The sequence below is a fragment of the Stappia sp. 28M-7 genome, from assembly GCF_014252955.1.
Taxonomy (GTDB): domain Bacteria; phylum Pseudomonadota; class Alphaproteobacteria; order Rhizobiales; family Stappiaceae; genus Stappia.
Genome location: NZ_JACMIA010000001.1, coordinates 2,522,412 through 2,534,952 on the forward strand (window position 1 = coordinate 2,522,412; position 12,541 = coordinate 2,534,952).

General features: G+C 65.9%; 11 protein-coding genes. All 11 read right to left on the bottom strand.

The genetic code is table 11. The annotated features are described in order from the left end of the window. Positions 1–161: 161 nt before the first annotated feature. The 11 genes from H7H34_RS11060 to nuoF all read right to left on the bottom strand — a co-directional run bounded on the left by H7H34_RS11060 (position 162) and on the right by nuoF (position 12,540). Positions 162–974, bottom strand: coding sequence for a biotin--[acetyl-CoA-carboxylase] ligase (locus tag H7H34_RS11060; protein ID WP_185926514.1), 813 nt, complete (start codon positions 972–974; stop codon positions 162–164). Continuing rightward, positions 971–2,425 (bottom strand): NADH-quinone oxidoreductase subunit NuoN, encoded by a 1,455-nt coding sequence (nuoN, locus tag H7H34_RS11065; RefSeq protein WP_120267853.1) that lies wholly within the window; start codon positions 2,423–2,425, stop codon positions 971–973. The genes H7H34_RS11060 and nuoN overlap by 4 nt, the downstream gene beginning before the upstream one ends. 22 nt (positions 2,426–2,447) lie before the next feature. Next, the gene (locus tag H7H34_RS11070) at positions 2,448–3,959 is read right to left on the bottom strand and encodes an NADH-quinone oxidoreductase subunit M (RefSeq protein ID WP_185925220.1); all 1,512 of its coding nucleotides are present in this window, start codon (positions 3,957–3,959) and stop codon (positions 2,448–2,450) included. Then, positions 3,959–5,920, bottom strand: coding sequence for an NADH-quinone oxidoreductase subunit L (gene nuoL, locus H7H34_RS11075; protein ID WP_120267851.1), 1,962 nt, complete (start codon positions 5,918–5,920; stop codon positions 3,959–3,961). Before nuoL ends, H7H34_RS11070 begins: the two co-directional genes overlap by 1 nt. Positions 5,921–5,927: 7 nt before the next feature. Continuing rightward, positions 5,928–6,236 carry an NADH-quinone oxidoreductase subunit NuoK gene (gene nuoK, locus H7H34_RS11080; protein ID WP_067215325.1) on the bottom strand — a complete coding sequence of 103 codons (309 nt, stop codon included), beginning with the start codon at positions 6,234–6,236 and terminating at the stop codon, positions 5,928–5,930. 85 nt (positions 6,237–6,321) lie between these two features. Then, positions 6,322–6,936, bottom strand: coding sequence for an NADH-quinone oxidoreductase subunit J (locus H7H34_RS11085; RefSeq protein WP_067215328.1), 615 nt, complete (start codon positions 6,934–6,936; stop codon positions 6,322–6,324). Positions 6,937–7,064: 128 nt separating this feature from the next. Further along, positions 7,065–7,553, bottom strand: coding sequence for an NADH-quinone oxidoreductase subunit NuoI (gene nuoI / locus H7H34_RS11090; protein WP_067215330.1), 489 nt, complete (start codon positions 7,551–7,553; stop codon positions 7,065–7,067). 145 nt (positions 7,554–7,698) lie between these two features. Further along, entirely contained in the window at positions 7,699–7,935 is a 237-nt protein-coding gene (locus tag H7H34_RS11095) for a hypothetical protein (protein WP_097174513.1), read from the bottom strand. 42 nt (positions 7,936–7,977) lie between these two features. Next, a complete protein-coding gene (gene nuoH, locus H7H34_RS11100) occupies positions 7,978–9,036 on the bottom strand; it encodes an NADH-quinone oxidoreductase subunit NuoH (protein WP_185925221.1) in 1,059 nt (352 codons plus the stop codon). Between the two features lie 12 nt (positions 9,037–9,048). Further along, a complete protein-coding gene (nuoG, locus tag H7H34_RS11105; protein ID WP_185925222.1) occupies positions 9,049–11,148 on the bottom strand; it encodes an NADH-quinone oxidoreductase subunit NuoG in 2,100 nt (699 codons plus the stop codon). An 87-nt stretch (positions 11,149–11,235) separates the two neighbouring features. Further along, complete coding sequence (nuoF, locus tag H7H34_RS11110) at positions 11,236–12,540, bottom strand: NADH-quinone oxidoreductase subunit NuoF (RefSeq protein ID WP_067215338.1); 1,305 nt, start codon at positions 12,538–12,540, stop codon at positions 11,236–11,238. Between the last annotated feature and the right edge of the window lies 1 nt (position 12,541).

Here is a 12,541-nt window from a genome sequence, read left to right on the forward strand (position 1 = left end):
TCCTGTATGGACCGACCAGGCGGCAGCGATCCTTGCGGATCCCGCCCCGGGCCGGTCGTCTCGAATGCCAATATGGGCCGTCCGCCGCATGCGGACAGCCTCGCGTCGCGTTTGTGGTCACCGGCAGGGCATCCGCGACATGCCCGCCTGCAATCTCGTCGTCAGCCGGCCGTATGGCCGGCAGCAGGTGTCCCCAGGGCCGCGCCATCGAAGAAGACATCGCCCGCGGCGATGGTCTGCCTCGTGTCGCCGGTCTCCAGCACCAGCCGCCCCTCCGGGTCGAGCCCGGCGAAAATCCCGTTCAGTTCGCGGTTCTCCAGCCGCACCCGGATCGGCGCACCGATCCCGACGGCGCGGCTGCGCCAGTCGTCGAGACAGCTCGAGAACGGCGCCTCGCGCCAGCGCTGCATGTGCCGCGCGAGGCTGGCGGCAAGCGCCGTGAAGGCCTGCTCCGGGCTGATCTGATAGCCGAGCCCGGCAAGGTCGGCCGCCTTGTAATCCGGCAGTTCCGGATGATGCGAAAGATTGAGCCCGAAGCCGCATACCACCGCCCGCCGTCCATCGGCAAGCATGGTGGCCTCCAGCAGGATGCCGGAAATCTTGGCGCCATCCACCAGGAGGTCGTTCGGCCACTTGAGCCGGACAAGTCCGTAGGAGCCGGTCATCGTGTCGACGGCATCGGCAAGGGCAAGCGCGGCGATCAGCGGGAACTGTCCGATCCGGGCGGGCGGCACCGGATCGATGGTCAGCAAGGATGTATATAGGTTGCCCGGCTCGGAAACCCAAGGGCGGGCGCGCCGGCCGCGCCCAGAGGTCTGACGGCCGGCGACAATCCACAGATTGCCGGGATCTCCCTCGGCAGCCGCGGCAAGGGCGGCGCTGTTCGTCGACCCCAGTTCCGCGTGGTCGGCAACGCGGTATCCAGCGACGCCGGGAACCTCGCGGACCCGGCCGTCGAAGGCGAAGGTGCTCAGAACAGCGTCCCCGCTGCCGTGCCGGCCATCTCGACGATGGACCCGGCGAAGACCACGAAGAACACCACGAAGGCCGAGGACAGGCCGAGGGTGAACTTCAGCTCCACCGGCATCGGCAGGAACTGGCGTGCCGGCTCGTCGAAGAACATCACCTTGCAGATGCGCAGGTAATAGTAGGCACCGACCACCGAGGCCAGCATGCCGATCACCGCCAGCGGATAGAGACCCGCCTCGACCGCCGCCAGGAACACGTAGAACTTGGCGAAGAAGCCGACGAAGGGCGGAATGCCGGCCAGCGAGAACATCAGGATGCCGAGCAACACCGCCATCGGCAGGTTGGTGCGCGACAGGCCGGCGAGGTCGGAAATCTCCTCGACCATGCCGTCCTTGCGGCGCATCGACAGGATGCAGGCGAAGGCACCCAGCGTCATCGCCAGATAGGCGGTCATGTAGATCATGACGCCTTCGACACCGGCCTTCGAGCCGGCGGCAAGGCCGACCAGCGCAAAGCCCATGTGGCCGATGGACGAATAGGCCATCAGGCGCTTGATGTTCTTCTGTCCGATCGCGGCGAAGGCGCCGAGCGCCATCGAGGCGATGGAGATGAAGACAACAATCTGCTGCCAGTCGTGGGTCACCGGCTCGAACGCCTCGATGACGACACGGGTCATGAGGCCCATGGCGGCGATCTTGGGCGCGGCGGCGAAGAAGGCCGTGACCGGGGTCGGCGCGCCCTCATAGACGTCCGGCGTCCACATGTGGAACGGCACGGCCGAGATCTTGAAGGCAAGGCCGGCGAGGATGAACACGAGACCGAAGATCAGGCCGAGCGAAGACCCGCCCTGCGCGGTGACCGCCGCGGCGATGGCCGCAAAGCCGGTCTGGCCGGTGAAGCCGTAGACCAGCGACATGCCGTAGAGCAGCATGCCGGAGGACACCGAGCCGAGGACGAAATATTTCAGGCCCGCCTCGGTGGAGCGCACGCTGTCGCGGTTGAACGCCGCGATGACGTAGAGCGCCAGAGAGGACAGCTCGAGGCCGAGATAGAGCGTGATCAGATCGTTGGCCGACAGCATCAGGAGCATGCCGAGCGTCGACAGCACGATCAGCACCGGATACTCGAACCGCTCGAAATTCTCGTTGCGGGCGAAGGCGACCGACATGGCGATGGCGAAGCCAGAGCCGATCAGCGTCAGCAGCTTGAGATAGCGGGCAAAGCCGTCGAGCACGAAGGCGCCGTGGAAGCTCAGCGTTTCGGTGATACCGAACTGCGCGGGCAGCAGCAGCGGCAGCGCCGCCACCGCCAGCAGCGCGACCGACAGCGCGGTCACGTAGGGCGTGATCTTGCGGCCGCCGAACACGCCGATCATCAGCAGCGCCAGCGCGCCGATGGCGAGGAACAGCTCCGGCAGCGCGGGCGAGAGATCCGGGAGTTGGGAATAGGCGTTCATGGCGTCTTTCGTCCTCGGGACCTTACTGCGCCAGCATGGCGGTCGACTGGGCCGCCTCGATCGCGGCCTGGTATTGCGTGACCAGCGCGCCCACGGAGGCGGCTGTGGCATCCAGGATCGGCGCCGGATAGAAGCCGAACAGGATGGTCAGGATGATCATCGGAACCAGGATCACCTTCTCGCGGAGCGTGAGGTCGGTGATCGACTTCAGGCTCTCCTTGTCGAGCACGCCGAACACGACGCGCCGGTAGAGGAAGAGCGCATAGGCGGCCGACAGGACGACGCCCGAGGTCGCGATCAGGGCCACCCAGGTGTTCACCTGGAACGCGCCCATCAGCGTCAGGAACTCGCCGACGAAGCCGCTGGTGCCCGGAAGGCCGACATTGGCCATGGTGAAGATCAGGAAGGCCACCGCATAGAACGGCATCCGGTTCACCAGACCGCCATAGGCGGCGATGTCGCGAGTGTGCATGCGGTCATAGATCACGCCGACGCACAGGAACAGCGCGCCGGAGACGATGCCGTGCGAGAGCATCTGGAACAGAGCCCCCTGCACGCCCTGCTCCGTCATGGTGAAGATGCCCATGGTCACGTAGCCCATGTGCGCCACCGAGGAGTAGGCGATCAGCTTCTTGATGTCTTCCTGGGCGAGCGCCACCAGCGAGGTGTAGACGATGGCCACCACCGAGAGGGTGAAGATCAGCGGCGCGAACATCTCGCTCGCCAGCGGGAACATCGGCAGCGAGAAGCGCAGGAAGCCATAGCCGCCCATCTTAAGCAGGATCGCCGCCAGGATGACCGAGCCCGCCGTCGGCGCCTCCACGTGCGCATCCGGCAGCCAGGTATGCACCGGCCACATCGGCATCTTCACCGCGAAGGAGGCGAAGAAGGCCAGCCACAGCCAGGTCTGCATGTTCTCAGGGAAGCCGTGCGACATCAGCGTCGGGATGTCGGTGGTGCCCGCGTTCCAGTACATCGCCATCAGCGCGATCAGCATCAGGAGCGAGCCGAGCAGCGTGTAGAGGAAGAACTTGTAGCTGGCATAGACGCGCCGCTTGCCGCCCCACACGCCGATGATCAGGAACATCGGGATCAGGCTGGCCTCGAAGAACACGTAGAACATGACCAGGTCCAGCGCGCAGAACACGCCGATCATCAGCGTTTCCAGCACCAGGAAGGCGATCATGTATTCCTTCACCCGCAGCTGCACGCTCTGCCAGCTGGCGAGGATGCAGAAGGGCATCAGGAACGTGGTCAGGATGACAAACAGCATGGAGATGCCGTCGACGCCCATCCGGTAGCCCATGTTGGCGCCCAGCCACTCCCCGCTTTCCTGGAACTGGAAGCCGGGATTTGCCGCATCGAAGCCGCCCCAGATGAAGAGCGACACGATGAAGGTGAACACCGTGGTGATCAGCGCCACGCGGCGCATGTTCTCCTTCGCCCCCTCGTCCTCGCCGCGGACCAGCAGGATGAAGAAGACGCCGACCAGCGGAAGGAAGGTCGTGATCGAAAGAAGCGGCCAGTTGCTCATCAGTGAGCGCCCCCGACGGAGAACATGGACCAGGTGATCAGCGCGGCGACGCCGATCAGCATGGCGAATGCGTAGTGATAGAGATATCCGGTCTGCAGACGCACGGCCCAGGAGCTGACGTCCTGGACGCGGGCGGCGATGCCGTCCGGTCCGAGCCGGTCGATGGTCGCCCCGTCGCCCTTCTTCCAGAGCTGGCGGCCGAGCCACATGGCGGGCCGGACGAAGATCGCGTCATACAGCTCGTCGAAGTACCACTTGTTCAACAGGAAGCGGTACAGGCCGTCGTGACGCTCCGCCAGGCGGCGCGGAATCTCGGGCGAACGGATGTAGAACAGCCAGGCGAACGCGAAGCCGAGCACCATCATCACGAAGGGCGATGCCTTCACCCACAGCGGCACCTCGTGGATGTCGTGCAGGATATGGTTCTCCTCGGAGGTGAACAGCGCCCCCTTCCAGAAGCCCTCGTAGCCCTCGCCCATGAACACGCCGGCAAAGGCGAGACCCGCGAACAGCGCGCCGACCGACAGGATCATCAGGGGCACGGTCATCACCAGCGGGCTCTCGTGCACATGCTTCATCACGTCGACGGAGGCACGCGGCTTGCCGTGGAAGGTCATGAAGGCAAGGCGCCAGGAGTAGAACGAGGTCAGGCCGGCAGCCGCCACGGTCAGCCAGAAGCCGTACATGGCGAAGGCGTTGTGGCCGACATAGGCCGCCTCGATCACGCCGTCCTTGGAGAAGAAGCCGGCGGTCAGCGGGAAGCCGGTCAGGGCCAGCGTGCCGATCACCATCATCCAGTAGGTCAGCGGGATATGCTTGCGCAGCCCGCCCATCTTGCGCATGTCCTGCTCGTTCGACACGGCATGGATCACCGAGCCGGCGCCGAGGAACAAGAGCGCCTTGAAGAAGGCGTGCGTGAACAGGTGGAAGATCGCGATCGAGTAGCCGCCGACGCCGAGCGCGACGAACATGTAGCCGAGCTGCGAGCAGGTCGAGTAGGCGATGACGCGCTTGATGTCGTTCTGCACCAGGCCGACGGTCGCCGCGAAGAACGCCGTCGTCGCGCCGAAGAACGTCACCACGGTCAGCGCGGTGTGCGACAGCTCGAAGACCGGCGACAGACGCGCGACCATGAACACGCCCGCGGTCACCATGGTGGCGGCGTGGATCAGCGCGGAGACCGGCGTCGGGCCTTCCATCGCGTCCGGCAGCCAGGTGTGCAGCAGAAACTGCGCCGACTTGCCCATGGCGCCCATGAACAGCAGCAGGCAGGTCACGGTCAGCGCCGCGTCCTGGGTCAGCTGGTAGCCGAGGAAGTCGAGCACGACCTTCGGCTCGCCTTCCGCAAAGGCCTGGGCATTGGCGAAGATCGCGTCGTAGTCGGCCGAGCCGAACAGCACGAAGATGCCGAAGATGCCGAGGATGAAGCCGAAGTCGCCGACGCGGTTGACCACGAAGGCCTTCATCGCCGCAGCGTTCGCCGAGGGCTTCTGGTACCAGAAGCCGATCAGCAGATACGAGGCGAGACCGACGCCCTCCCAGCCGAAGAACATCTGCAGCAGGTTGTCGGAGGTCACCAGCGTCAGCATGGCGAAGGTGAACAGCGACAGATAGGCAAAGAAGCGCGGCCGGTGCGGATCGTGGTGCATGTAGCCGATGGAGTAGACATGCACGAGCGCGGACACGGAGTTGACCACCACCAGCATGACGGCGGTCAGCGTGTCGACGCGAATGGTCCACTCGACATCGAACGTGCCGGACGTGATCCAGCGCATCACCGGCTCCTTGACCACGGCAGTGTCGCCGAAGCCGATGGAGAAGAACCCGATCCACGACAGGATGGCCGCCACGATCAGCAGGCCGGAGGTGACGTATTCGCTCGCCTTGGCGCCGATCACCCGGCCGAAGAGGCCGGCGATCAGGAAGCCGATCAGGGGCAGAAAGACGATAAGCTGGTACATCCTGCCCTTACCCCTTCATCATGTTGACGTCTTCAACCGCGATCGAGCCGCGGTTGCGGTAGAACACCACCAGGATCGCAAGGCCGATGGCCGCCTCGGCAGCCGCGACGGTCAGCACCAGAAGCGCGAAGACCTGCCCGACCAGATCGCCGAGGAACGCCGAGAAGGCGACCAGGTTGATGTTGACGGAGAGCAGCAAGAGCTCCACCGACATCAGGATGACGATCACGTTCTTGCGGTTCAGGAAGATGCCGAAGATTCCGATGGTGAACAGAATCGCGGCGACCGCCAGATAGTGTGACAGACCGATTTCCATGGGCGCCTCGTGATGCTCCCCCGAGTGAGACCTTGCGGCGCGCGGCCCGGGCGGGCGCGCACCTGGCATGTGAATGGCGGGATCCTCAGATACCCTTGCCGGTTTCGACCTTGCGCACCTCGACCGACGCTTCGCGCGTGCGGCCGACCTGCTCAGAGATGTTCTGCCGCCGCACGCCTTCCTTGTGGCGCAGCGTCAGCACGATGGCGCCGATCATCGCCACCAGCAGGACGAGGCCGGCCGTCTGGAAGAACAGGATGTAGCGGGTGTAGACGAGCTCGCCGAGCGCGCGGATGTTCGACATGTCCGCAGGCAGCGGCGCGGGCGCGGCCGTCGTTCCGGCGATCTCTGGCGATATCACCCAGGCGCCGAGCACGAACAGCAGCTCGACCAGGAGGATCAGGCCGATCAGGCCGCCCACCGGCATGTACTGCAGGAAGCCCTGGCGCATCTCGACGAAGTCGACGTCGAGCATCATCACCACGAACAGGAACAGCACCATCACCGCGCCGACATAGACGACGACGAGCAGCATCGCCAGGAACTCCGCCCCGAGCAGGATGAACAGGCCCGCGGCGTTGAAGAAGGCGAGAATCAGGAACAGGACGGAGTGCACCGGATTGCGGGACGCGATGACCATGAAGGCCGACGCGACCGCAACAGCGGCGAAGAGATAGAAGAAGATGGCTTGCAGGACCATGTCGCGGTGTGCCCCCGTCGTCCCCGTTTAAGTCGCAGCCGCGTCGCGGCTCCAGATGAATTGGGCGCTTCCGGCGCGCAGCGGCCTCGTCTTAGACCACGGGCCGCGCGCCGTCCACTCCCGCCGCCTCAGCGATAAGGCGCGTCCATGGCGATGTTGCTGGCGATCTCCCGCTCCCAACGGTCGCCGTTCGCCAGCAGCTTTTCCTTGTCGTAGTACAGCTCCTCGCGCGTCTCGGTGGCGAACTCGAAGTTCGGCCCCTCGACGATCGCGTCCACCGGGCAAGCCTCCTGACAGAAGCCGCAGTAGATGCACTTGACCATGTCGATGTCGTAACGGGTCGTGCGCCGCGTGCCGTCGTTGCGGCGCGGGCCGGCCTCGATGGTGATCGCCTGAGCCGGACAGATCGCCTCGCACAGCTTGCACGCGATGCAGCGCTCCTCGCCGTTCGGATAACGGCGCAGCGCGTGCTCGCCGCGGAACCGCGGGCTCACCGGCCCCTTCTCGAAGGGGTAGTTGATCGTCGGCTTCGGCTTGAAGAAGTAGCGCATCGCCAGGAAGAAGGCGGAGACGAACTCCTTCAGCAGAAGCGATTTTGCCGCCTGTTGCAGTGCCATGGCGTCTAGCCCCGTGGTTACGTTTTCCTCTGGCCCGCCCGCCGGTCCCGCAAGCCCCGGCAAGGGCGCGGACCGCGAGCGGCCAAATCCTTGAACTGTGCCGGCATGCCGCCCGTCGGCCGCCGACCCGGAATTCCCCGCCCGCCTAGCCGGCGAGCGAACTGCCTGCCAGGTACCCGACCACCGGAAACCCGACCAGCGAGAAGGCCATCACCAGGATCTGGAGCTGGCCCATGTATCGCCCGAGCAGGCTTTCACGCCCGCTCTGCTGCTTTTGCCGTTCCGCCGCCGCCCTCAGGACGCCGACGACGATCTTGTAGTCGATCCAGCCCACATACAGGCCGATGGCGGCACCGATCAGTCCTGCAATCGAGACCGACATGCCGCCCTCCCCTTATGTGCCCGGCCCTCGCCTGCCCGGCCCTTACGCGCCGGTCGGCGCCCAGCCCATGGCCATCAGCACGGCCGCGACGACGAACACCATGGCCAGCGACAGCGGCAGGAACACCTTCCAGCCGAGGCGCATCAGCTGGTCGTAGCGGTAGCGCGGGACCATCGCCTTGACCATCGCGAACATGAAGAACACCAGCAGCGACTTCAGCAGGAACCAGACGAAGCCCGGGACCCAGGTGAAGGGTGCGACGTCCAGCGGGGGCAGCCAGCCACCCATGAACAGGATGGTCGTCAGCGCACACATCAGCGCGATCGACACATACTCGCCGAGCATGAACATCATGTAGGGCGTGGAGCCGTACTCGACCATGAAACCGGCGACCAGCTCGGACTCGGCCTCGGCCAGATCGAACGGAGGACGGTTGGTCTCCGCCAGCGCCGAGATGAAGAAGATCACGAACATCGGGAACAGCGGCAGCCAGTACCAGTTCAGGAAGGCCAGCCACGGAAGCCCGAGCGCGCTGGCGAGGCCGGTCTTCTGCGCCAGGACGATGTCCGTGAGGTTCAGAGAGCCGACGCACAAGAGCACCGTCACGATGACGAAGCCGATGGACACCTCGTAGGAGACCATCTGCGCCGCCGAGCGCAGCGCCGACAGGAACGGATACTTCGAGTTCGAAGCCCAGCCGCCGATGATGATGCCGTAGACGCCGAGCGAGGAGATCGCGAGGATGAACAGGATGCCGACATTGATGTCGGCGATCACCCACCCGTCGGCGACCGGAACCACCGCCCAGGCGGTCAGCGCCAGCGTCACGGTGACCAGCGGCGCCAGCAGGAACAGGCCCTTGTTGGCGCCGGCCGGGATCACCGGCTCCTTCAGCACGAATTTCAGAAGGTCGGCAAAGGACTGCAGCAGGCCCCAGGGCCCGACGACGTTCGGGCCGCGACGGATCTGCACCGCCGCCCAGACCTTGCGGTCCGCGTACAGGATGTAGGCCACGATCAGCAGCAGTGCGACCAGCAGCAGCACGCTCTGTGCCACCATGATGATCAGCGGGAAGAGATAATCCGCCCAGAAGTCCGCCATCATTGCCCCCGTTTACTCCGCGGCCTCTGCCGCGCGTGCCTTGGCGAGGGCCGAACACTCGGCCATCGTCGCGGAGGCCCGCGCGATCGGATTGGTCAGGTAGAAGTCGGTGATCGCCGGCTGGAACGCCTCGCCGGCCATCTTGCCGCCGAGGTCCGCCGCCTTCGCGGTGCCCTCGCCGCCGTCATTCTCGATGGCGTCGATGCCGGCCATCAGCGGATGCGCCGCATAGAGCGCCTTGCGCAGGTCCTGCAGCGAGTCGAACGGCAGCGCCGAACCCAGCTGCGCCGACAGCGCACGCAGGATCGCCCAGTCCTCGCGGGCCTCGCCCGGGGGGAAGGCCGCACGGTCGCCGAGCTGCACGCGGCCCTCAGTGTTGACCCAGGTGCCCGACTTCTCGGTATAGGCAGCACCCGGCAGGATCACGTCGGCACGGTGCGCGCCGCGGTCGCCATGGGTGCCGACATAGACCACGAAGGCCGAGCCGAACGCGCTCATGTCCATCTCGTCGGCGCCGAGCAGGAACACGACATCCATCGCGCCCTCGCCTGCCGCCTGCTGGATCTCGGCCGTGCCCTTGCCGCCCTCGCCCGGCACGAAACCGATGTCGAGGCCGCCGACGCGCGAGGCCGCGGTGTGCAGCACCGAGAAGCCGTTCCAGTCGGAACCGGTCGCGCCGACCGAACGGGCGAGCGCAGCAGCGGCCGACAGGACCGCCGAGCCGTCAGCGCGCGACAGCGCGCCCTGGCCGACGATGATCAGCGGACGCTCGGCATTCTTCAGAACGTCGGCGAAACCGTGCTTGCCGGCCGCAAGATCGGCCAGCGTCTCGGCGCCGGCGCCGAGATACGTCGCCGGATAGGTCAGATCGGCCTGCTGGCCGATGACGCCGACGGGCAGCGGGCCCATGCGCATGCGCTTGCGGATGCGCGCGTTCAGCACCGGAGCCTCGAGACGCGGGTTGGAGCCGATGATCAGCACCGCATCCGCGTCCTCGATCCCCTCGATGGTCGCGTTGAACAGATAGGAGGAGCGGCCGAGTGCCGGATCGAGCGCGGCCCCGTCCTGGCGGCAGTCGATGTTCGAAGAGCCGAGGGCCGTCATCAGGCTCTTCAGCGCGAACATTTCCTCAACGCTCGCCAAGTCGCCGGCGATCGCCGCCAGCTTCTCCGGGCTCGACGCCTTCACCTTGGAGGCGATGGCCGCGAAGGCCTCACCCCAGCTGGCCGGGCGCAGCTTGCCGTCGACGCGCACATAGGGGCGGTCGAGGCGCTGGGTCTTCAGGCCGTCCCAGATGTAGCGGGTCTTGTCGGAGATCCACTCCTCGTTGACCGCCTCGTTGAGACGCGGCAGCACGCGCATGACCTCGCGGCCACGGGTGTCGACGCGGATCGCCGAGCCGACCGCGTCCATCACGTCGATGGTTTCGGTCTTCTTCAGCTCCCACGGACGGGCCTGGAAGGCATAGGGCTTGTGGGTGAGCGCACCGACCGGGCACAGGTCAACGACGTTGCCCTGCATCTCGGAGGACAGCGCGTTCTCCAGATAGGAGGTGATCTCGGCATCCTCGCCGCGGCCGATCAGGCCGAGGTCGGCGACGCCGCAAACTTCCGTGGTGAAGCGGACGCAGCGCGTGCAGTGGATGCAGCGCGTCATGATCGTCTTCACCAGCGGGCCGATATACTTGTCCTCGACGGCGCGCTTGTTCTCCGCATAGCGGGACGCGTCGACGCCATAGGCCATGGCCTGGTCCTGCAGATCGCACTCGCCGCCCTGATCGCAGATCGGGCAGTCGAGCGGATGGTTGATCAGCAGGAACTCCATCACGCCCTCGCGGGCCTTCTTGACCATCGGGGTCTTGGTGAAGACCTCCGGCGGCTCGCCGTTCGGGCCCGGGCGCAGGTCGCGCACGTTCATGGCGCAGGAGGCCACCGGCTTCGGCGGTCCGCCCTTCACCTCGACGAGGCACATGCGGCAGTTGCCGGCAATCGACAGCCGGTCGTGGAAACAGAAGCGCGGCACCTCGGCACCCGCCGCCTCGCAAGCCTGCAGCAGCGTGTAGTCCTGCGGAACCTCGATCTCCTTGCCGTCGACAAAGATCGTCTTGTTCATGCCTTGCTGCCCTCGCGGCTTGCCCGCAGCGCCCTTTTCGCGCGCGAACGTGTCGTCCTGTTTCCTGCGACCATCTCTGCGGCCGCCTTACTGTGCCGCTGCCAGCGACTGCGCCGGCTTGCGGCTCTTGGCCACATACTGGTCGATGCGTTCCTCGATCACCGGCCGGAAGTTGCGGATCAGGCCCTGGATCGGCCATGCAGCCGCGTCGCCGAGGGCGCAGATCGTGTGGCCTTCCACCTGCTTGGTGACGTCGAAGAGCATGTCGATCTCTTCCTTGGAGGCGTTGCCCGCCACCATGCGCTCCATCACGCGCCACATCCAGCCCGTGCCCTCACGGCACGGCGTGCACTGTCCGCAGCTCTCGTGCTTGTAGAAGTACGACAGGCGGGCAATGGCCTTGATGATGTCGGTGGAGCGATCCATCACGATCACCGCCGCCGTGCCGAGGCCCGAGCCCAGCCCGCGCAGGCTGTCGAAGTCCATCGGACAGTCGATGATGTTCTCCGCCGTCACGCACGGCACGGACGAGCCGCCCGGGATCACGGCGAGCAGGTTGTCCCAGCCGCCGCGGATGCCGCCGCAATGGCGGTCGATCAGCTCGCGGAAGGGAATGCCCATCTCTTCCTCGACCGTGCAGGGACGGTTCACGTGGCCGGAGACGCAGAACAGCTTGGTGCCCGCATTGTTCGGCTTGCCGAGGCCCGAGAACCACGCAGCGCCCCGGCGCAGGATGGTCGGGGCAACAGCGATGGACTCCACGTTGTTCACCGTCGTCGGGCAACCGTAGAGGCCGACATTCGCCGGGAACGGCGGCTTCAGCCGCGGCTGGCCCTTCTTGCCTTCCAGGCTCTCCAGCAGCGCGGTTTCCTCGCCGCAGATATAGGCGCCGGCGCCGTGGTGGACATAGATGTCGAAGTCGTAGCCGTTCTTGTTGTTCTTGCCGATCAGCCCGGCCTCATAGGCCTGGTCGATGGCCGCCTGCAGGCGCTCGCGCTCGCGGATGAACTCGCCGCGCACATAGATGTATGCGGCGATCGCGCCCATCGCGTAACCGGCGATCAGGCAGCCCTCGACCAGCGTGTGCGGGTCATGGCGCAGGATCTCGCGGTCCTTGCAGGTGCCCGGCTCGGACTCGTCCGCATTCACGACGAGATAGGCCGGACGACCGTCCGACTCCTTCGGCATGAACGACCACTTGAGGCCGGTCGGGAAGCCCGCACCGCCGCGCCCGCGCAGGCCCGACGTCTTCATCTCGTTGATGATCCAGTCGCGGCCCTTGTCGATGAGGCCCTTGGTGCCGTCCCAATGGCCGCGCTGACGCGCGCCATCCAGGCCCCAGTCGTGCAGGCCGTAGATATTGGTGAAGATCCGGTCCTGATCCTGCAGCATC

Bases quoted from the DNA above. Each gene is read 5' to 3' on its own strand.
- nuoN (WP_120267853.1), bottom strand. From the start codon at position 2,425: ATGAACGCCTATTCCCAACTCCCGGATCTCTCGCCCGCGCTGCCGGAG.
- H7H34_RS11070 (WP_185925220.1), bottom strand. From the start codon at position 3,959: ATGAGCAACTGGCCGCTTCTTTCGATCACGACCTTCCTTCCGCTGGTC.
- nuoL (WP_120267851.1), bottom strand. From the start codon at position 5,920: ATGTACCAGCTTATCGTCTTTCTGCCCCTGATCGGCTTCCTGATCGCC.
- nuoK (WP_067215325.1), bottom strand. From the start codon at position 6,236: ATGGAAATCGGTCTGTCACACTATCTGGCGGTCGCCGCGATTCTGTTC.
- H7H34_RS11085 (WP_067215328.1), bottom strand. From the start codon at position 6,936: ATGGTCCTGCAAGCCATCTTCTTCTATCTCTTCGCCGCTGTTGCGGTC.
- nuoI (WP_067215330.1), bottom strand. From the start codon at position 7,553: ATGGCACTGCAACAGGCGGCAAAATCGCTTCTGCTGAAGGAGTTCGTC.
- H7H34_RS11095 (WP_097174513.1), bottom strand. From the start codon at position 7,935: ATGTCGGTCTCGATTGCAGGACTGATCGGTGCCGCCATCGGCCTGTAT.
- nuoH (WP_185925221.1), bottom strand. From the start codon at position 9,036: ATGGCGGACTTCTGGGCGGATTATCTCTTCCCGCTGATCATCATGGTG.
- nuoG (WP_185925222.1), bottom strand. From the start codon at position 11,148: ATGAACAAGACGATCTTTGTCGACGGCAAGGAGATCGAGGTTCCGCAG.
- nuoF (WP_067215338.1), bottom strand. From the start codon at position 12,540: ATGCTGCAGGATCAGGACCGGATCTTCACCAATATCTACGGCCTGCAC.